Here is a 19211-nt window from a genome sequence, read left to right as displayed (position 1 = left end):
CTGGGGTTGCCCTGGGTCAGGCCTTGACCCGTGCTTCGTTGGCCAGGCGATCGATGGCATGGTCCAGTTCGTCCAGCGCGGCGAAGGCCTTGGCGTCCTCCTGTTTGAGCAGGGTCTCGCTGCGCTGGCAGGCCGCTCGCAGCTGTGGCACCCCGCAGTAGCGAGTGGCGCCGTGCAGGCGGTGGACCCGTTCGATCAGGGCACTGTGGTCGTTGGCGGCCCGGGCGGCGTTGATCGCCTCGCGGTCGGCCTCCAGCGAGGCCAGCAACATGGCCAGCATGTCGGCGGCCAGGTCGGCTTTGCCGGCGGCCAGGCGCAGGCCTTCGTCCTGATCCAGCACCTGCAGTTCCAGGCCCAGCTCAGGGCGTTCGCCGCTGCGGTCCGAGCCCTGGTTGCGCAGGGCCAGCCCGGTCCACTTGAGTACCACCTGGGCCAGTTGCCGCTCGCTGATGGGCTTGGTCAGGTAGTCGTCCATGCCGCTTTGCAGCAGGGCGCGTTTTTCATTGGCCATGGCGTGGGCGGTCAGGGCCACGATCGGCAATGGCGGCCCCTGGCGTTCGCTTTCCCACTGGCGGATCGCCTCGGTGCTCTGCCGACCGTCCATGCCGGGCATCTGCACGTCCATCATCACCAGGTCGAAGGGTTCGTGCTGGATAGCGTTCAGGGCGGCATAGCCGTTGTCCACCGCCTGCACCTTGGCGCCCATGTCCTGCAACAAGGTCTGGATCAACAGCAGGTTGGCCGGGTTGTCATCGACGCACAAAACCCGTGGCGCACGGCTGGAAAGCGCTTCCTCGGGTTCGCTGCGGACCCTTCGCGGGGTGACCAGGTCAGACAGTGCCCGACGCAGTTTGCGGGTGCAGGCCGGTTTGGCCTGCAACTGGCTGTGGGGGTTGGGGACCGAAAGCTGGAACAGCGTCTGTTCAGTGGTCGGGCATAGCACCAGGACCTTGCAGCCCAGGTGTTCGAGATCCCAGATGTGCTGGCTCAGGCGTTCGGGCGACATGTCGTTGCCGGTCACGCCGAGTACCGCCAGGTCGATGGCCTGGTCGCTCTGGTGGACACCGGTGATGCCGTTGGTCAGGGCTTCCAGGGTGTTGAACGGCGTCACTTCCAGGCCACAGTCTTCCAACTGGTGCTGCAGGGCCTGGCGCGCCAGCTCGTGGTTTTCCAGCACCGCCACGCGCCGGCCCAGCAGCGGTGGCGCGGGCAGGTCCTCGGCGTCGTCGCGGGTCTTGGGCAGGCTCAGGCTGATCCAGAACTCCGAGCCTTCGCCGGGCGTGCTGTCGACCCCGATCTCGCCGCCCATCTGCTCGATCAGGCGCTTGGAAATCACCAGACCAAGGCCAGTACCGCCAGGTTGGCGCGACAGCGAATTGTCGGCCTGGCTGAAGGCCTGGAACAGGGCACGCACATCCTGGTTCGACAGGCCGATGCCCGTATCCTGGATGCTGATGCGCAGTTGCACGCTGTCTTCGTGCTCTTCTTCGAGCATGGCCCGGGCGACGATGGTGCCCTCGCGGGTGAACTTGATGGCGTTGCTCACCAGGTTGGTGAGGATCTGCTTGAGCCGCAGCGGGTCGCCGACCAGCGACAACGGCGTATCGCGGTACACCAGGCTCACCAGTTCCAGCTGCTTGGCGTGGGCCGCCGGGGCGAGGATGGTCAGGGTGTCCTGCAACAGGTCGCGCAGGTTGAACGGGATGCTGTCGAGCACCAGCTTGCCGGCTTCGATTTTCGAGAAGTCGAGGATCTCGTTGATGATCCCCAGCAGGCTGTCGGCGGATTTCTCGATGGTGCCCAGGTAGTCCAGCTGGCGCGGGGTCAGCTCGCTCTTTTGCAGCAAGTGGGTGAAGCCGAGGATGCCGTTGAGTGGTGTGCGGATCTCGTGGCTCATGTTGGCCAGGAACTCGGACTTGATCCGGCTGGCTTCCAGGGCCTCCTTGCGCGCCAGGTCCAGCTCGATGTTCTGGATCTCGATGGTCTCCAGGTTCTGGCGTACGTCCTCGGTAGCCTGGTCGATGCTGTGCTGCAGTTCTTCCTGGGCATTTTGCAGGGTGCTGGCCATGCGGTTGATGCCCGAGGCCAGGTCGTCCAGCTCCTGGCTGCCCAGTGGCGGCAGGCGGGTTTCCAGGTTGCCGTCCTTGAGCTGGGTCACCGCCTGCTTGATCTGGCTCAGCGGGTTGTTGATGGTCCGTCCCATGCGCACTGCCAGCAGGGCCGTCACGGCCAGGCCGGAGACGATCAGCAGCAGGCTGGCGAACAGGCTGCGATAGCCGCGCAGCAACATGCCGCTATGGGACAGCTCCAGTTCCACCCAGCCCAGCAACCGGTCGGACTCATCGGGGATCAGGTCGCCCGCGAGGTTGCGATGGCGACCGAAGACCGGCAACTGGTAGCGGGTCGCATCGTTGCCGCTGCGTTGCATCATCTGGGTGTTGTCGCCCATGGGGGCCGGGTTGAGCATGGTGGGGCCGGCATGGGCCAGGGGCGTGCGGTCCGGAGCGAGGAACGACACTGCGCGCACGTCCTGTTGTTCCAGGGCCTGGGTGGCGATGCGCTCGAGCATCTGGGTGTTGCGGTTGCCCATCGCCGGGGCCACCAGGGAGGCCAGTTGTTCGGCGATCATTTCACCGCGTTGCAGGAGTTGGGTCTGCAGCTCCGATAGCTGCATCCAGGTGAAGTAACCACCCAGCACCAGGGCCATCAGGCTGGTGGGCAGCAAGGTCAGCAACAGTACGCGGCCTTTGATTCCCAGTTTCTTGAGCACGCAACTCTCCTGCTTCCACGCGATTTCGATAGGTGAACGGGCACGTCCGTGATGCGCCACCTGCGCAGTGTAACGATTTGCCGGTGGCCAATCTTGGCAAATTGTTTCGCCTGCGCCGATGGCTGGCCTCGCTGGAAGGAGCCGGTGGTCGGCGCGGGCGGGTGCGACCAAGGCATCGGTTGCCGCGCCTCGGGCAATCTTGAATAATCGGTCAACTGAGAATCACTTGCACAAGCCAATGACTCCCGTATCTATTGACTCCCCCCGTGTCCTGGCCATCGAGGACGACCCGGTGCTCGGTGCTTATGTCCATGAGCAACTGCAGCGCTGCGGTTTTACCGTGACCTGGTGCCGTAATGGCCAGGAAGGGCTGGGCATCGCCCGCCAGCAGTCGTTCGACGTGCTGCTGATGGATATCCTGCTGCCCGGAATGGACGGTCTGACGGTGCTTACGCACCTGCGCCAGAGCCATTCCACTCCGGTGCTGCTGATGTCGGCCCTGGGGGCGGAAGCCGATCGCATCAGCGGTTTCCGCCTGGGCGCCGACGACTACCTGCCCAAGCCATTCAGCATCGCCGAGTTGCGGGTGCGGATCGAGGCGATCCTGCGTCGGGTGGCCCTGGATCGGCGCCCGATGCCGCCGGTGCCCGTCAGCCAGCAGCAGAGCCTGCGGTTCGACGACGAGCTGTGCGACGTGTTCTTCGCCGAGCAATGGGCCGGGCTGACCCGCAGCGAATACCGCTTGCTGGAGACCCTGCATCGCAATGCCGACGAAGTGCTGAGCAAGGCCTTCCTCTACCAGCATGTGCTCCAGCGTGGATATGCCGCCCACGATCGCAGCCTGGACATGCATGTCAGCCAGATCCGCCGCAAGCTCAAGGCGCTGGGCTACAGCGAACGCCAACTGCGCACCGTGTGGGGCAAGGGATATGTGTTGAGCGCCGATGAGCTGGCCTGAGCTGCCCGGGCGGCATTCGGTGTTCTGGAAGCTGGCATTCCTGCTGGTGGCCTTCTGTCTGCTGATGATCTGGCTGAGCTGGTCCTGGGGCCGTTATGTCGAACAGAAGAACCTGTACCTGTCCGATGAAGCCCGGACCACTCTTCACGCTTATGCGCGGGAAGCCGAAGAAGCCTGGAAGAGCGGCCAGCAGACGGGTGTCGATGCCTGGGTCCAGCAGATGGCCAGTCGCGAGAAGAGCTGGGTCGGGGTCATCGGCAGCGACTTGCAGTCCCTCGGCAGCTACCCCCTCAAACCCATGGAGGCCCAGCGCCTGACCTTCCTGCGGGGGCCGGACTGGCCGGTGAGCCGGCATGCCCGGAGCTTGCCCTGGTTGAAGATTCCCTTCCCCGAAGAGCCTTCTGCCGGCAGCCTGGTGATGGAGTTGCCGCAGCGCTTCATGCCCGGCCGCTACCGGTTGTTCTGGCAGGTCATGACCAATGGCGTGATCCCCGGGCTATTTACCTTGTTGTTGTGCGTGGGGCTGTACCGCTTGCTGGTGGTGCCGCTCAACCAGCTGCGTGAGCAGGCCAATGCCTGGCGGGCAGAGCAATTGAATGCCCGGCTGTCCACCGAGACCACCTTGCGCAAGGATGAGCTGGGGGAACTGGGGCGGGCTTTCGACCAGATGTCCGAGCGCCTGCAAAGTACCGTGGCTACTCAGCAGCAGTTGCTGCGGGACTTGTCCCATGAATTGCGCACACCCTTGAGCCGCCTGCGGGTCGCCAGCGAAAGCGAGCAGAGTCTTGTCGCCCTGCGCGAGCGCCTGGGGCGCGAAGTCGACGGCATGCAGCGCCTGGTGGAAGACAGCCTGCAACTGGCCTGGCTGGATACCGAGCGGTCGCCCCTGGCCGAGGAGCAGATCCAGGTCCAGGCGCTGTGGGAGATGCTCAGCGAAAACGCCTGTTTCGAAAGCGGCTGGTCCAGTGCGCAGTTGCGCTGCGAGCTGGTGGCCGACTGCTGGGTGCGGGGGCATCTCAATACCTTGGCCCAGGCTCTGGAAAACGTCCTGCGCAACGCGATCCGGCATTCTCCGCCCGGCGCCCGGGTAACCCTGGACGGTCAGCGTGAAGACCAGTACTGGCACCTGTGGCTGGACGACCAGGGGCCGGGAGTCGCCGAACAGGACCTGGAGCGGATTTTCGCACCCTTTACCCGCCTGGATGGCTCGCGTCCCGGGGACGGCGGGTTCGGCCTGGGCCTGAGCATCGCGCGCAATGCCGTGGGACGCCAGGGGGGGCAGATATGGGCACAGAACACCGAGCAGGGCTTGCGCATCCATCTGCGCTTGCTGGCGGCACAACCGCCGGCCGTCGTCTGAAGATCGTCAGTCGGCCTTATGCCAATAAGCCATAAGACTCTCACTTTGCGTGATATGGCGTCAGGAGGTTTGCCGGTATGATAGGCGCCCCCGCAGTCTGGATTGCGAATACGCCATGACCTTGCAATACCCAACCATCGCCGATTGCGTCGGCAACACCCCGCTGATTCGTTTGCAGCGCCTGCCCGGCACCACCAGCAATACCCTGCTGCTCAAGCTCGAGGGCAACAACCCGGCGGGTTCGGTCAAGGACCGCCCGGCACTGTCGATGATCACCCGTGCCGAATTGCGCGGGCAGATCCAGGCCGGCGATACCCTGATCGAGGCGACCTCGGGCAATACCGGGATCGCCCTGGCCATGGCTGCGGCGATCAAGGGCTACAAGATGATCCTGATCATGCCCGACAACTCCAGCGCCGAACGCAAGGCGGCGATGACCGCCTATGGCGCCGAGCTGATCCTGGTGAGCCAGGAGGAGGGCATGGAAGGTGCCCGGGACCTGGCCGAGCGGATGCAGGCCGAAGGTCGCGGCAAGGTGCTCGACCAGTTCGCCAATGGCGACAATCCCGAGGCCCACTACACCGGTACCGGCCCGGAAATCTGGCGCCAGACCCAGGGCAGCATCACGCACTTCATCAGTTCGATGGGCACTACCGGCACCATCATGGGGACCTCGCGCTACCTGAAGGAGCAGAACCCCGGTGTGCAGATCGTCGGCCTGCAACCCATGGAAGGCTCGGCCATTCCCGGCATCCGCCGCTGGCCCGAGGAATACCTGCCGAAGATCTACCAGGCCAGTCGGGTCGACCGGATCGTCGACATGGCCCAGAGCGAAGCCGAGGACGTGACCCGGCGCCTGGCCCGGGAAGAGGGCATCTTCTGCGGCGTGTCGTCCGGTGGCGCAGTGGCTGCGATGCTGCGTTTGTCCCGTGAAGTGGAAAACGCGGTCATGGTCGCGATCATCTGTGATCGTGGCGATCGCTACCTGTCGACCGGCATCTTCGATGCTCCCAACTGATGGCTAAGCACGAGAGAGGCCTGCGCTTCCAGCCTGCGGGCGGCAGCCGGGCGCCACAGATTCCGGTGGGCAAGAAGCAGCGCCTGAGCATCCAGCGCCTGGCCAACGACGGTCGCGGTATCGCCTTCGTCGAAGGGCGCACCTGGTTCGTCAACGGTGCCCTGGCTGGCGAGGAAGTCGAGGCTCGGGTCCTGGGTGCCCACGGCAAGGTGGTCGAGGCCCGCGCCGAGCGGATCTTCAGCGCCAGCCAGTTACGGCGCCCTGCGCCCTGTGCCCACGCCGGGCGCTGCGGTGGCTGCAGCGTCCAGCACTTGCCCCACGAAGAGCAATTGGCCCTTAAGCAACGCATGCTCGCCGAGCAACTGTCCAAGGTGGCCGGCATCGAGCCCGAGGCCTGGGCCGAGCCCTTGAGTGGCCCCGAGTTCGGCTATCGACGCCGGGCCAGGGTGGCGGTGCGCTGGGACAGCAAGGCCCGCCAGCTTGAAGTGGGCTTTCGCGCGGCCGGCAGCCAGGACATCGTCGCCATCGACGACTGCCCGGTGCTGGTGCCTGAGTTGCAGCCGATCATGCAGCGTTTGCCCGCCATGTTGCGGCGCTTGAGCAAGCCCCAGGCGCTGGGGCATGTGGAGCTGTTCAGCGGCTCGGCCCTGGCGGTGCTGTTGCGGCATATGGCGCCGCTGTCGGAAAGCGACCTGGGGATCCTCAAGGATTTCTGCGATTTCCATCAGGCGCAGTTGTGGTTGCAGGGCGAAGGCGAGCCGCAGCCTTTCGATTCATCGCAGGCCCTGGGTTATCGCCTGGCGGCTTGGGACCTGCACCTGGCCTACCGGCCGGGAGACTTCGTCCAGGTCAATGCCGGGGTCAACGAGGCGATGGTGGCCCAGGCCCTGGAGTGGTTGGCTCCACAGGCTGGCGAGCGGGTCCTGGACCTGTTCTGCGGCCTGGGCAACTTCGCCCTGCCGCTGGCTCGCCAGGTGCGGGAAGTGGTGGCGGTGGAAGGCGTGGCAACCATGGTGGCGCGGGCGGCGGAAAATGCCGCCGGCAACAATTTGCATAACACGCGCTTTTTTCAAGCCGATTTATCCCAGCCCCTGGGTACTGCCGAGTGGGCCGCCGAGGGCTTTTCTGCGGTACTCTTGGACCCACCCCGCGACGGTGCTTTCGAGGTGGTTCGCAATCTTGCGGCCCTGGGCGCCAAGCGGTTGGTATATGTGTCATGCAACCCGGCGACTCTGGCCCGTGACACGGTCGAACTGACCAGGCAGGGCTATCGGTTAAAACGTGCCGGGATTCTCGATATGTTTCCTCAGACGGCGCATGTCGAGGCCATGGCGTTATTCGAAGCGAGCTAGGATGGCTTGTCTAATCCGACTGGTCCTCAAGGTCCGGCTCGCGGGCCCTGCGAGCGAGACCTGAGTGTTGTGAAGGTCAGCGATTTGACGCACTGACGTGCGTCGTAGGGAAGGTAAAGCAAGATGGTACAGGTGAGAGCGCACCAGCCGATCAACACCGACGGCAGTATCAATCTCGAGGCATGGCTCGATCATACGGTCAGTATCGACATGGCACTGGACCGTGAAGCCTTGAAGGAAGCCTGCGAGTTCGCTCGCGAGGCGGAGCAGCAATACATCGCGGCGAAGAATCTCGATCCCGAGGAGGCATCGTGCTTCAGCACGGGGCTGGAGATCGCGGAGATCCTCGCCGACCTCAAGCTGGACCAGGACTCGCTGGTCGCCGCGGTGTTGTACCGCGGCGTTCGTGAAGGGCAGATCCCGTTGACGGCGGTCGGCCCGCGTTTCGGTCCGGTGGTGGCCAAGCTGATCGATGGCGTGCAGCGCATGGCGGCGATCACCGCCAGCCTCAGCCCACGGCAGTCTTTGGTGCTGGGCACCCAGACCCAGGTGGAAAACCTGCGCAAGATGCTGGTGGCCATGGTCGACGACGTGCGCGTGGCCCTGATCAAGCTGGCCGAGCGGACCTGCGCCATTCGTGCGGTCAAGGGCGCCGACGAGGAGAAGCGCAACCGGGTCGCCCGGGAAGTCTTCGATATCTATGCGCCCCTGGCTCATCGCCTGGGGATCGGGCATATCAAGTGGGAGCTGGAGGACCTGTCCTTCCGTTACCTGGAGCCCGAGCAGTACAAGCAGATCGCCAAGCTGTTGCATGAACGGCGCCTGGATCGCGAGCGCTTCATCAGCGATGTGATGAACCAGTTGCAGAGCGAGTTGCAGGCCACTGGCGTCAATGCCGACATCAGCGGCCGGGCCAAGCACATCTATTCCATCTGGCGCAAAATGCAGCGCAAGGGCCTGGAGTTCAGTCAGATCTACGACGTGCGTGCCGTGCGGGTGCTGGTGCCGGAAATGCGCGACTGCTACACCGCGCTGGGTATCGTGCACACCTTGTGGCGACACATTCCCAAGGAATTCGACGACTACATCGCCAACCCCAAGGAAAACGGTTATCGCTCGTTGCATACGGCAGTGATCGGTCCCGAGGGCAAGGTGCTGGAAGTGCAGATCCGCACCCATGCGATGCATGAGGAGGCGGAGCTCGGAGTCTGTGCCCACTGGCGCTACAAGGGCACCGACGTCAAGTCCGGTTCCAACCATTACGAAGAGAAGATCTCCTGGTTGCGCCAGGTGCTGGAATGGCACGAGGAGCTGGGCGATATCGGTGGCCTGGCCGAGCAACTGCGGGTGGATATCGAGCCGGACCGGGTCTACATCTTCACTCCCGATGGCCACGCCATCGACCTGCCCAAGGGCGCCACGCCACTGGACTTCGCCTACCGGGTGCACACCGAGATCGGCCACAACTGCCGTGGCGCGAAGATCAACGGCCGGATCGTACCGCTCAACTACAGCCTGCAGACCGGCGAGCAGGTGGAGATCATCACCAGCAAGCACGGCACTCCGAGCCGCGACTGGCTGAACCCCAACCTGGGCTACGTCACCACGTCCCGGGCGCGGGCGAAGATCGTCCACTGGTTCAAGCTGCAGGCCCGCGACCAGAACGTCGCTGCCGGCAGGACCCTGCTGGAGCGCGAGCTGAGCCGCCTGGGCCTGCCCCAGGTGGACTTCGACAAGCTGGCCGAGAAGGCCAACATGAAGATCGCCGAGGACATGTTCGCCGCCCTGGGTGCGGGTGACCTGCGCCTGGCGCAACTGGTGAACCTGGCCCAGCAACTGGTGGAGCCCGAGCGCGGCAACGAGCAACTGGAGCTGATTCCACGCAAGGCCGCGGGCTACAAGCCGGGCAAGCGTGGCGATATCCAGATCCAGGGCGTGGGCAACCTGATGACCCAGATGGCCGGTTGCTGCCAGCCATTGCCGGGCGATGCCATCGTTGGCTACATCACCCAGGGTCGCGGCGTCAGCATCCATCGCCAGGACTGCGCCTCGGTCCTGCAGTTGGCCGGACGCGAGCCGGAACGGATCATTCAGGTCAGCTGGGGGCCGGTGCCGGTGCTGACCTATCCGGTGGATATCATCATCCGGGCCTACGATCGCTCCGGATTGCTGCGTGACGTATCCCAGGTACTGCTCAACGAGCGGATCAACGTGCTGGCGGTCAATACCCGCTCGAACAAGGAAGACAATACCGCGCTGATGTCCCTGACCATCGAGATCCCCGGCCTGGATGCGCTGGGGCGCTTGCTGGGGCGGATCTCGCAGTTGCCGAACATCATCGAGACCCGGCGCAACCGGACTCCATGACAGCCCAGGACATGAACGAACCGATGTACAGCCTCGACGACCTGCTTCACCTCATGGCGCGCCTGCGGGATCCGCAATACGGCTGCCCCTGGGATCTCAGGCAGAGCTACGCCAGCATCGTCCCCCATACCCTCGAGGAAGCCTACGAAGTGGCCGATGCCATCGAGCGCGGCGATTTCGATCACTTGCCAGGCGAGCTGGGGGACCTGTTGTTCCAGGTGGTGTACTACAGCCAGCTGGCCCGGGAAGAGGGGCGCTTCGAATTCGCTTCGGTGGTGGATTGCATCACTCGCAAGCTGATTCGCCGTCATCCCCATGTGTTCCCGACCGGGGACCTGTATGCGCCGCTGGACACCCCGCGCCTCGACGAAGAGCAGGTCAAGGAACGCTGGGAGCAGATCAAGGCCGAGGAACGTGCCGAGAAGGCTGTCGTGCCGCAGCAGTTGTCGTTGCTGGACGATGTGCCGGCGGCGCTGCCCGCCTTGTCCCGTGCGGCCAAGTTGCAGAAGCGTGCGGCCCAGGTCGGTTTCGACTGGCCAGAACCGCTGGCGGTGGTGGACAAGGTGCGCGAGGAGTTGGACGAGGTGCTGGAAGCCATGGCCGACAATGACTCCGCAGCCATCACCGACGAGATCGGCGACCTGTTGTTCGCGGTGGTCAACCTGGCCCGGCAGCTCAAGGTCGACCCGGAAACCGCGCTGCGCGGTGCCAATGGCAAGTTCGATCGCCGCTTCCGATTCATCGAGCAGGCATTGCGCGATAACGGTCGTCCCGTGGAAGATTGCACCCTGGAAGAGCTGGATGCCCTGTGGGGCGAGGCCAAGCGCCAGGAAAAGATTTTGCCCAACTGCGGCGCAAGCCGTAGCCCAAGTGAGTAAGCACCATGAGCCTTTCCCTTCGCGACCAGTTGCTCAAAGCAGGCCTGGTCAACCAAAAGCAGGCCAAGCAGGTCGGCAAGGACAAGCAGAAGCAGCAGCGTCTGGCCCACAAGGGGCAGGTCGTGCTCGACGACTCCCAACAACGCGCCGCCCAGGAGGCGATGGCCGAGAAGGTCAAGCGTGACCAGGAGCTCAACCGCCAGCAGCAGGAGAAGGCCGAGCAGAAGGCCCGGACCGCCCAGATCAAGCAGTTGATCGAGGTGTCGCGCCTGCCCAAGCTGACCACCGAGGACTACTACAACTTCGTCGATGACAAGAAGGTCAAGCGCCTGTCGGTGAACAACCTGATGCGCAACAAGCTGAGCAGCGGTTCCCTGGCCATCGTCCACCATGGTGGTGGTTACGAGGTGATTCCCCGGGAGGCGGCGCTGAAGATCCAGGAGCGTGACCCCAGCCGCATCGTGCAGCTCAATACCCCGACCGAAGCACCGGACGAGGATGATCCATACGCGGCCTACCAGATCCCCGACGATCTGATGTGGTAACCAGCAACAACGACAAACCCCGCCATGAGCGGGGTTTGTCGTTGTTGCAAGGGCGGGGACCGGCGTGGAGATTCCCGCCTTGCGGATCGGCCTTGACTCAGGAGCCCAGCAGGGTGCGCTGCTGTTCGAGTTTTTCCAGTTCTGCCTTGTAGCTGTGGGCTTCGCTTTCGGAGTGGAACATGCCCACAAGCATGTCTTGTTGATGCACGTCCCAGATACGTACGCCCGCGGCTACGCCTTCATGGGACATATGTGAATCGTCGCGTTCAGTCACTTTTACAGTCATCTGCTAGCTCCAATCTCTGTTGATCTGCAGCAAGGCGTGTGCAGGCCTCTGTTATATATTTTGTTAGCTAGCTAAGTAAATCGACCTGGTTTGCAATAGACCTTTGCAAAAATGAAGACAATTCCACAGCCCCCCGAAAACCGTGACATTCGGTCGCAGGGCCGGAAGTTTCATGAAAAAAGTTTCATCTTTCTCGCCTTGCAAGTCGAGGTGATGGCGGATTTCGGGCAAAAAAAGCCCCGCATGAGCGTAATGCTGTTCACTTAAGTGGAGCGGCCTTACGGTCCACTGGAAACCGGGTCTTTGAGATCTTCACCGTCCTTGGCCTCGAAGGCCTGGGACGGCGATCCAGGAACAATCCTCCGATTCCGGCCCTCAACTCTGCCAGGCGTCTGCCTGTCGCTGAAACCGGATTGGCTGCCGCCATCACGATCAGTTGCACGGCAATGTACTGGCAGGCTGGTTTGAACCGGATGTCCGACGGTGCTCGACCAAATGCCATCGCCGCCTGGCTGGCTTCTCGACGGATCACGTTGTAAGCCAGTAACAGTCCCCACACCTCCTGATAGACCAGATCGATCTTTTTACTCCGTAAGGTCATCGCGTTCCGCTGCATCGAACTCTTGATATCCCTGAAGCCTAATTCGATCTCTCAGCGTTCCTGATAAAGCTCGGTAACGGCCTTGGTGTCGTAGGTGCTGGCGGGCAACGAAGTCATGACGGTCTTGAGTTTGCCTTGAACCTCATAGCTGACTTCGCGAGCCTCCCAGTACGTGTCGAGCGCCGGATGGCGCTTTCGGGCTTGAGGCGAGACCTTCATGCGCACTAAACGGTCGTGCTGGCTGTAACGGGCCAGCTCTTCACACACCAGACCTTTCTTGGCGGGAATCAATCAATGGCGATGGGTCCCTGCCTGGCTCAGCTTCAACAGCATCTCGGCGCCCCAGAACCCTTTGTCGAATAAGGTCACCGAGTGGTCGGGGACTTGCTGTAGAAGTTCGTCGGCCAAGCGTAGTTCGCTGCGCCGGTAAGGGCTCAGTTGAGCATCCAGAATCACATATCCGGGGTACGCAAGAATGCGCCGTCCACCGCGAACACCTGAAGGCCCTGCCAGGTATCGCCGTCATATCGCTGCGCTCCCCACTGGGCGCCAGTTTTGCGGAACAACCATTGAACGGGATCGGCACCGAGCCGTTTACGTGCTTCGGTCAGGCCGCTACGGGCCAGCAAATGGTCGCAGGCCAAGCCTTGGGCGCAGATGTTCAAGCGCCTGGCCACTTCATGAACCGGCTCGTCACGAAACAGCGCCATGCCAAGTACCAGCCACAGGACCTGGTCGGTCGGTAGGCGACGTCGACGAATAGTGGCCTGAGTGGACAGTTGCAGAGCAGAAGCTACCCACTCGATGGGAATATTTTGAGTGAAAGTGCTCAGGTCGCAGAAGTTGAAAAGGTCACTGAGGTCGAGCAGATCCTGCTGAACAGGCATAAAAAATCCGATGCCAGAATTCTGGTCTCGGATTTTCTAGGAAGCCCGGCACAAGCTCAAATGCTTAAGTGAACAGCATCACCGCATGAGCGGGGCTTTTCGTTGGTAGCTTCAGTTGCCCTTGACGGCCTTGCCATCGACGGTGCCGTTGAGGAGCATGATGTTGTACTCCTTGCCGTCGGTTTCCACCTGTTGCAGGCGCACCAGCAGGTAATCCCAATCCTTGGCGAACCACATCACGGTGGTGCGTTTGCTCTGCGTTGGATCGCGAACGCGCTCGACCTTGATGGCGTCGATCTGGCCGGCCTTGGTGTCGACCTTCTCCGAGCCCAGGACGCGGAAGTCATAGGTATCGACATCGCTGCCGTCCACCACCTGGTAGCTCATGGTCTTCTTGCCAGCGGCGACGTCATGCTGCAGGGCCAGCTGGTAGGTCGACTTGTCCACCATCCCGGTGTTCAGGGGCAGCTTCACCGCGTCGCCGCGGTCGGTGCCGGTGACCATCTTGGCGGTCCAGTCGAAGTCCAGGTCGGACTTCTTGGCTTTGCCCAGGCCGCCACGTTCGAAGTGGTAGGACTGGGGCACCAGGGTGTCCTTTTCCAGGGTCAGGGTGCTTTCCTCAGTCAGGCTGGCGATCATCATCGATGCCTTGAAGCTGAGTTTCCAGGCGCCGCTGGCGGTTTTTTCCAGGCTGCGCTCAGCAGTGCCGCTCATGGGCAGTTGCTTCCAGTCGGCGGTGTAGCTGGCGGAGAACGGGTGAAGATCTGCCGCCTGCACAACCGGCAGGGCGAACAGAGCACAAGCGAAGAGCAGGGCGCGACGCATAAAATCTCCTAGGTTCGAATCAAGTAACCGCTGGCGGCCAGTAATTTGCCGTCCAGTAAAGCACCTTGGTCGCCGAGGGCCAGTCGACCTTCGGCAAACCAGCGTACGGCCATTGGGTAAATCCGGTGTTCCTGGACATGCACTCGCTGCGCCAGGCTCTGGGGCGAGTCGTGCAACTCTACCGGGATCACAGCCTGTACGACCAGAGGCCCGCCATCGAGTTCCTCGGTGACGAAGTGCACGCTGCAGCCGTGTTCCGGGTCTCCGGCTTCCAGGGCCCGCTGGTGAGTGTGCAACCCTTTGTATTTAGGTAGCAGCGAAGGGTGGATATTCAGCAGGCGACCCTGGTAGTGGCGGACGAAACCTGCGCTGAGGATGCGCATGAATCCGGCCAGTACTACCAGCTTCGGTTGGAAGGTGTCGATCAGTTCGATCATCGCCTGGTCGAAGGCCTCGCGGCCCTCGAAGGTGGTGTGATCGAGGAAGCGGGTAGCGATGCCCGCCTCCTTGGCGCGCTGCAGCCCGTAGGCGTCGGCGCGATTGGAGATCACTGCAGCGATGCGGACCGGACTGTCGTCGGTCCGCGCGTTGTCGATCAGTGCTTGCAGGTTACTGCCGGTGCCGGACAACAGCACCACAACATCACAGGTCGGCGACTTCCGCTCTTGCATCAGTGAGCCTTGAGGTTCTTCAGCTCGACCTGGGCCGCGCCTTCGGCAGCATTGGCGATCTGGCCGATGACCCAAGGTTGCTCGCCGGCTGCACGCAGCACCTTCAGGGCGTTGTCGACCTGGTCCTGGGCTACGCAGATGACCATGCCCACCCCGCAGTTCAGCACGCGGTGCATTTCATGCTCGTCGACGTTGCCTTTTTCCTGCAGGAAGTCGAAGACCGCCGGACGTTGCCAGCTGGCCACGTCGACTACGGCCTGGGCGCCTTTTGGCAGCACGCGCGGAATGTTGTCCAGCAGGCCGCCGCCGGTGATGTGGGCCATGGCCTTGACCGCGCCGGTGTCCTTGATCAGCTTGAGCAGCGGTTTCACGTAGATGCGGGTCGGCGCCATCAGCAGGTCGGCCAGTGGCTTGCCGTCCAGCTGGGTGTTGTCGATGTCGGTGCCGGAAACTTCGAGGATCTTGCGGATCAGCGAGTAGCCGTTGGAGTGCGGGCCGGAAGAGGGCAGGGCGATCAGCGCATCACCGGTGACCACTTTCGAACCGTCGATGATCTCGGCCTTTTCCACCACGCCGACGCAGAAGCCTGCCAGGTCGTAGTCCTCGCCTTCGTACATGCCTGGCATCTCGGCGGTTTCACCACCGACCAGGGAGCAGCCGGCCAGCTCGCAGCCGGCGCCGATGCCGGTGACCACGGTGGCAGCCACGTCGACGTTGAGCTTGCCGGTGGCGTAGTAGTCGAGGAAGAACAGCGGCTCGGCGCCGCACACCACCAGGTCGTTGACGCACATGGCGACCAGGTCCTGGCCGATGCTGTCGTGCTTGTTCAGGTTCAGTGCCAGGCGCAGCTTGGTGCCGACGCCGTCGGTGCCGGAGACCAGTACTGGCTGCTTGTAGCCGGCCGGGATCTCGCAGAGGGCGCCGAAGCCGCCCAGGCCACCCATGACTTCAGGGCGTGCGGTGCGCTTGGCGACGCCCTTGATGCGTTCGACCAGTGCTTCGCCGGCGTCGATGTCTACACCGGCGTCTTTGTAGCTCAGGGAGGGTTGCTTGCTCATTGATCCAGGCCTTTAAGGGGATTCAGGGATATCGACCGAACCAATGAGGCCGCTGAAACACTGGGACTGTGCTTCAAGGGACCCGCTGATGGCGGTCTGCGAAGGCGCGCGATTTTATCAGGCTTGAGGGGCAGCGGCCATCCTCGGGCCGACGGGTAGAGGCATATCCTGCTAAAAAAACCGGGATCGCCCATGTTGGTGGTTGCGCCCTTGTCTGTATAAGGTATAGCGCTTGATTGGTTGTCGCCATGACAGTGCGAAAACCGTCCGGCGACGGTGAATGTTTTACCGGGGCTTGTGGTCACAGCCTTGTCCGCAGCGATGCATGCGCGCTGTTTCAATCGTTTTTGTCATCGAGAATCTTCCATGCGTCTGGGTCAATTTCTATTTGTGGGCTGCTTGTCATTGGTCAGCCTGGCGAGTCATGCCGAAACCCTCAATGGCTTGTATCAGGTCCGCGAACCGGTGAGCAGCCAGTCGCCCCAGGAGCGCGACCAGGCCACCCAGCGAGCCTTGGAGACCCTGGTGCTGCGCCTCACCGGCGATGCCAAGGCGGCCCAGGGGCCGGGGCTGGCGGAAGTCCGCAAGGATCCGCAGCAGATCATCAGCCAGTACGGCTATGACGCCGGGCCGCCGGAGAGCCTGCAGGTGGACTTCGATCCGGCCAGTACCGACCGCGCCTTGCGCCAGGCCGGCTTGTCGCTGTGGGGGAGCAATCGGCCGTCGATCCTCGGCTGGTGGCTGAGCGACTCCACCGAGGGCTCGACCCTGGTGGGCGATGGCCAGGCCAGCGCCGAGCCTTTGCGGCGAGCCGCCCAGCATCGCGGATTGCCGCTGCGCCTGCCGCTGGGGGATCTGGACGAACAGATCGTCGCCACTGCGCCTAATCTCGAGGGGGCCGACCCGGCGCCACTGCGCGAGGCGTCGGAACGATATGGCGCGGATGCGCTGCTGGCGGTGCATGCCCGTGAAGAGGGCGGCCAGTGGCAGGCCAAGTGGCGGTTGTGGCTGGGTGACCAGAAGGAGCAGGGGACGGTCCAGGGAGCTGACACTGGCGCCTTGGCCGATGCGGTGTTGCTGGCCGTGAGCCAGCGCCTGGCGCCGCGCTTCGTCACGCGTCCGGGTGTTTCCAGCGAGCAGTTGCTGGAGGTGCAAGGCATGAACCTGGAGCGTTATGCGAGTCTGGGCCATTTGCTGGAGCCTTTTGGTGCGCAGTTGCGCAGCGTCGACGGCGATCGGATCGTTTATCGAGTCAATGGCAGCACCGAGCAGTTGCGTGCGCAATTGTCCCTGGCCAAGTTGCAGGAAATTCCCGCCGGGCAGGCGCAACCGTTGCCTGCCGCAGGAGTCGAAGGTAGTGCGCCGGCGGCCGCTCCAGACTCTGGGTCGCAGTTGCGTTTTCGTTGGTAGCGGGTGGTTTCCTTCTATATAGAAGCAGGAGTGCTTTATGGGTGATACCCGTCGTTGGGTCTGGTTGGGTGTGGTGCTGTTGGTCTGCGGGTTCCTTTACCTGTTGCATCCGATCCTCAGCCCGTTCCTGGTCGCGCTATTACTGGCGTACATGTTCGATCCCCTGGTGGATCGCCTGGAGAAGTGGGGCTTGTCGCGCACCTGGGGGGTGGTGGCGGTCTTCGCCCTGTTCACCCTGATCGTGATGACCCTGTTGCTGGTGCTGGTGCCCATGCTGGCCAAGCAGTTGGTGCGCCTCTATGAGTTGGCGCCGCAAATGCTCGACTGGGTCCAGCACACGGCCATGCCCTGGGTCCAATCCCGGCTGGGGCTGGCGGATGGTTTCTGGAAGTTCGACAAGGTCAAGGCCGCCATCAGCGAGCATATGGGGCAGACCACCGACATCGTCGGCGTGGTGCTGAGCCAGGCCACGGCCTCTGGCTTGGCGCTGATCGGCTGGTTGGCCAACCTGGTGTTGATTCCGGTGGTCAGCTTTTATCTGCTGCGTGACTGGGACTTGATGATGACCAAGGTCCGCAGCCTGTTACCAAGGGATCGCGAAGAGCAGGTGGTGTCCCTGGCTGGGGAGTGCCATGAGGTGCTGGGGGCCTTTGTTCGTGGCCAGCTGCTGGTCATGGTGGCTCTGGGCATGATCTATGCCGCCGGGTTGATGCTGGTGGGGCTTGAGTTGGGCCTGCTGATCGGCTTGATCGCCGGGCTCGCGGCCATCGTGCCCTACATGGGGTTCATCATCGGTATCGGTGCAGCGTTGATCGCGGGCCTGTTCCAGTTCGGTGGCGACTTGTATCCCATGATCGGCATCGTCGCGGTGTTCATGGTGGGGCAGGCGTTGGAGGGGATGGTGCTCACTCCATTGTTGGTTGGCGACCGCATCGGCCTGCATCCGGTGGCCGTGATCTTCGCCATCCTTGCCGGCGGCGAGCTGTTCGGCTTCACCGGGGTGCTGTTGGCCTTGCCGGTGGCGGCGGTAATCATGGTGCTGGTACGTCATGTACATGACTTGTACAAGGACTCGAACCTCTATAGTGGGGCGCAAGACCCCGACTTATAGCGCGAGCAGCAGGGGCGCCAGAGCTTGGCGCTCCTTCATTTCGGCGGTCGTGCAGCGATCCCGGGCTGTCAAGGAAGCCATTGGCAGGGCTTTCGGCTCACGCAAACCTTTGATTTTGCTTGTGGTCTGCCGGATTGTGCGCTCGGCGTCACGGGTATAAACTTTGCAAAATTTACACAGAGGCCACTAACGGTTCGTTTGGAACTGTTCAGCCAGCATGAAACCGATTCAGCTGCCCCTGGGGGTGCGTCTGCGTGATGACGCCACCTTCATCAACTACTATCCAGGCGCCAATGCCGCAGCACTCGGCTATGTCGAGCGTCTCTGCGAAGCCGATGCCGGCTGGACCGAGAGCCTGATCTACCTTTGGGGCAAGGATGGTGTGGGGCGTACTCATTTGCTGCAAGCGGCTTGCCTGCGTTTCGAGCAATTGGGGGAGCCTGCTGTATACCTTCCGCTGGCGGAACTGCTGGATCGAGGGATCGAGATCCTCGACCACCTCGAACAATACGAGCTGGTATGCCTGGACGACCTTCAGGTGGTGGCTGGCAAGGCCGACTGGGAAGAGGCCTTGTTCCATCTGTTCAATCGTTTGCGCGACAGCGGTCGGCGCCTGCTGATCGCAGCCTCGACATCTCCGCGAGAGTTGCCGGTGAAGCTGGCGGACCTCAAGTCGCGCCTGACCCTGGCGCTGATCTTCCAGATGCGCCCACTTTCCGATGAAGACAAGCTGCGTGCCCTGCAGTTGCGTGCATCCCGGCGTGGCTTGCACCTGACCGACGAGGTCGGGCATTTCATCCTGACCCGGGGTACGCGGAGCATGAGTGCCTTGTTCGAGCTATTGGAGCGCCTCGATCAAGCCTCGCTCCAGGCCCAGCGCAAGCTGACCATTCCCTTCCTGAAGGAAACCCTGGGCTGGTGAGTCCAGCGGTTAGAAACGACCTTTGGTCGGGTTTTGGCATATTCCAGGCGCCAGAAAACGCGCCTTTGGCAGGGTTTCCACAGGCAGGTGGCGTTTAAATGGGCTTAAAGCCTTAGATGTACTGAAGAAACTCATAAGTCACATTCTGATCGATTGAATTTGCAAATGAGAGCGATAGAAGGCATAGTCGCT

At 62.7% G+C, this 19211-nt stretch carries 15 protein-coding genes and 1 pseudogene; 10 read left to right on the top strand and 6 right to left on the bottom strand.

Features of this window, described 5'->3' with window-relative positions:
• Positions 1 to 16 precede the first annotated feature (16 nt).
• A complete protein-coding gene (locus tag CAG11_RS14580; RefSeq protein ID WP_085596862.1) occupies positions 17 to 2770 on the bottom strand; it encodes a response regulator in 2754 nt (917 codons plus the stop codon).
• Between the two features lie 238 nt (positions 2771 to 3008).
• Between CAG11_RS14580 and CAG11_RS14575 the strand changes: the two genes are divergently transcribed.
• The 7 genes from CAG11_RS14575 to CAG11_RS14545 all read left to right on the top strand — a co-directional run bounded on the left by CAG11_RS14575 (position 3009) and on the right by CAG11_RS14545 (position 11248).
• The gene (locus CAG11_RS14575) at positions 3009 to 3728 is read left to right on the top strand and encodes a response regulator transcription factor (RefSeq protein ID WP_085596861.1); all 720 of its coding nucleotides are present in this window, start codon (positions 3009 to 3011) and stop codon (positions 3726 to 3728) included.
• Positions 3715 to 5088, top strand: coding sequence for a sensor histidine kinase (locus CAG11_RS14570; RefSeq protein WP_085596860.1), 1374 nt, complete (start codon positions 3715 to 3717; stop codon positions 5086 to 5088). Before CAG11_RS14575 ends, CAG11_RS14570 begins: the two co-directional genes overlap by 14 nt.
• A 115-nt stretch (positions 5089 to 5203) precedes the next feature.
• Positions 5204 to 6106, top strand: a complete 903-nt coding sequence (gene cysM / locus CAG11_RS14565) for a cysteine synthase CysM (protein ID WP_022640240.1) — start codon at positions 5204 to 5206, stop codon at positions 6104 to 6106.
• Positions 6106 to 7458: a 23S rRNA (uracil(1939)-C(5))-methyltransferase RlmD gene (rlmD, locus tag CAG11_RS14560; protein WP_085596859.1), complete on the top strand. Its 1353-nt coding sequence runs from the start codon at positions 6106 to 6108 to the stop codon at positions 7456 to 7458. Before cysM ends, rlmD begins: the two co-directional genes overlap by 1 nt.
• A gap of 123 nt (positions 7459 to 7581) precedes the next feature.
• Positions 7582 to 9825, top strand: coding sequence for a GTP diphosphokinase (gene relA, locus CAG11_RS14555; RefSeq protein ID WP_022640238.1), 2244 nt, complete (start codon positions 7582 to 7584; stop codon positions 9823 to 9825).
• Positions 9826 to 9848: 23 nt separating this feature from the next.
• Positions 9849 to 10703, top strand: coding sequence for a nucleoside triphosphate pyrophosphohydrolase (gene mazG, locus CAG11_RS14550; RefSeq protein ID WP_085596858.1), 855 nt, complete (start codon positions 9849 to 9851; stop codon positions 10701 to 10703).
• A gap of 5 nt (positions 10704 to 10708) precedes the next feature.
• On the top strand, positions 10709 to 11248 hold the full coding sequence (locus tag CAG11_RS14545; RefSeq protein WP_022640237.1) for a DUF2058 domain-containing protein: 540 nt from the start codon (positions 10709 to 10711) through the stop codon (positions 11246 to 11248).
• Positions 11249 to 11345: 97 nt separating this feature from the next.
• On the opposite strand, the gene CAG11_RS14540 is transcribed toward CAG11_RS14545, so the two are convergent.
• From CAG11_RS14540 to purM, 5 genes and pseudogenes are all read right to left on the bottom strand, one after another.
• Complete coding sequence (locus CAG11_RS14540) at positions 11346 to 11534, bottom strand: hypothetical protein (protein WP_085596857.1); 189 nt, start codon at positions 11532 to 11534, stop codon at positions 11346 to 11348.
• 259 nt (positions 11535 to 11793) lie between these two features.
• Positions 11794 to 13022 (bottom strand): annotated as a pseudogene (locus CAG11_RS14535) (IS4 family transposase).
• Between the two features lie 111 nt (positions 13023 to 13133).
• On the bottom strand, positions 13134 to 13847 hold the full coding sequence (locus CAG11_RS14530) for a DUF3108 domain-containing protein (RefSeq protein ID WP_053133372.1): 714 nt from the start codon (positions 13845 to 13847) through the stop codon (positions 13134 to 13136).
• An 8-nt stretch (positions 13848 to 13855) separates the two neighbouring features.
• On the bottom strand, positions 13856 to 14518 hold the full coding sequence (gene purN / locus CAG11_RS14525) for a phosphoribosylglycinamide formyltransferase (protein WP_085596856.1): 663 nt from the start codon (positions 14516 to 14518) through the stop codon (positions 13856 to 13858).
• Positions 14518 to 15576 (bottom strand): phosphoribosylformylglycinamidine cyclo-ligase, encoded by a 1059-nt coding sequence (gene purM, locus CAG11_RS14520; RefSeq protein ID WP_085596855.1) that lies wholly within the window; start codon positions 15574 to 15576, stop codon positions 14518 to 14520. The genes purN and purM overlap by 1 nt, the downstream gene beginning before the upstream one ends.
• 366 nt (positions 15577 to 15942) lie before the next feature.
• Between purM and CAG11_RS14515 the strand changes: the two genes are divergently transcribed.
• The 3 genes from CAG11_RS14515 to hda all read left to right on the top strand — a co-directional run bounded on the left by CAG11_RS14515 (position 15943) and on the right by hda (position 19019).
• The gene (locus CAG11_RS14515; protein ID WP_085596854.1) at positions 15943 to 16986 is read left to right on the top strand and encodes a DUF2066 domain-containing protein; all 1044 of its coding nucleotides are present in this window, start codon (positions 15943 to 15945) and stop codon (positions 16984 to 16986) included.
• 37 nt (positions 16987 to 17023) lie between these two features.
• The gene (locus CAG11_RS14510) at positions 17024 to 18097 is read left to right on the top strand and encodes an AI-2E family transporter (RefSeq protein ID WP_085596853.1); all 1074 of its coding nucleotides are present in this window, start codon (positions 17024 to 17026) and stop codon (positions 18095 to 18097) included.
• A 217-nt stretch (positions 18098 to 18314) separates the two neighbouring features.
• On the top strand, positions 18315 to 19019 hold the full coding sequence (gene hda / locus CAG11_RS14505) for a DnaA regulatory inactivator Hda (protein ID WP_022640231.1): 705 nt from the start codon (positions 18315 to 18317) through the stop codon (positions 19017 to 19019).
• The last annotated feature ends 192 nt before the right edge of the window (positions 19020 to 19211 follow it).

Origin of the sequence: Pseudomonas sp. B6(2017), from assembly GCF_002112765.1 — a bacterium.
GTDB classification, from domain to species: domain Bacteria; phylum Pseudomonadota; class Gammaproteobacteria; order Pseudomonadales; family Pseudomonadaceae; genus Aquipseudomonas; species Aquipseudomonas piscis.
This window is presented reverse-complemented; position numbering and strand designations above follow the sequence as displayed.

What these genes read in the sequence shown, in the direction of transcription:
- CAG11_RS14530 (WP_053133372.1), bottom strand. Translation starts at nt 13,847, where the DNA reads ATGCGTCGCGCCCTGCTCTTCGCTTGTGCTCTGTTCGCCCTGCCGGTT.
- purM (WP_085596855.1), bottom strand. Translation starts at nt 15,576, where the DNA reads ATGAGCAAGCAACCCTCCCTGAGCTACAAAGACGCCGGTGTAGACATC.
- CAG11_RS14545 (WP_022640237.1), top strand. Translation starts at nt 10,709, where the DNA reads ATGAGCCTTTCCCTTCGCGACCAGTTGCTCAAAGCAGGCCTGGTCAAC.
- purN (WP_085596856.1), bottom strand. Translation starts at nt 14,518, where the DNA reads ATGCAAGAGCGGAAGTCGCCGACCTGTGATGTTGTGGTGCTGTTGTCC.
- relA (WP_022640238.1), top strand. Translation starts at nt 7,582, where the DNA reads ATGGTACAGGTGAGAGCGCACCAGCCGATCAACACCGACGGCAGTATC.
- CAG11_RS14575 (WP_085596861.1), top strand. Translation starts at nt 3,009, where the DNA reads ATGACTCCCGTATCTATTGACTCCCCCCGTGTCCTGGCCATCGAGGAC.
- rlmD (WP_085596859.1), top strand. Translation starts at nt 6,106, where the DNA reads ATGGCTAAGCACGAGAGAGGCCTGCGCTTCCAGCCTGCGGGCGGCAGC.
- mazG (WP_085596858.1), top strand. Translation starts at nt 9,849, where the DNA reads ATGTACAGCCTCGACGACCTGCTTCACCTCATGGCGCGCCTGCGGGAT.
- cysM (WP_022640240.1), top strand. Translation starts at nt 5,204, where the DNA reads ATGACCTTGCAATACCCAACCATCGCCGATTGCGTCGGCAACACCCCG.
- CAG11_RS14510 (WP_085596853.1), top strand. Translation starts at nt 17,024, where the DNA reads ATGGGTGATACCCGTCGTTGGGTCTGGTTGGGTGTGGTGCTGTTGGTC.
- hda (WP_022640231.1), top strand. Translation starts at nt 18,315, where the DNA reads ATGAAACCGATTCAGCTGCCCCTGGGGGTGCGTCTGCGTGATGACGCC.
- CAG11_RS14540 (WP_085596857.1), bottom strand. Translation starts at nt 11,534, where the DNA reads ATGACTGTAAAAGTGACTGAACGCGACGATTCACATATGTCCCATGAA.
- CAG11_RS14570 (WP_085596860.1), top strand. Translation starts at nt 3,715, where the DNA reads ATGAGCTGGCCTGAGCTGCCCGGGCGGCATTCGGTGTTCTGGAAGCTG.
- CAG11_RS14515 (WP_085596854.1), top strand. Translation starts at nt 15,943, where the DNA reads ATGCGTCTGGGTCAATTTCTATTTGTGGGCTGCTTGTCATTGGTCAGC.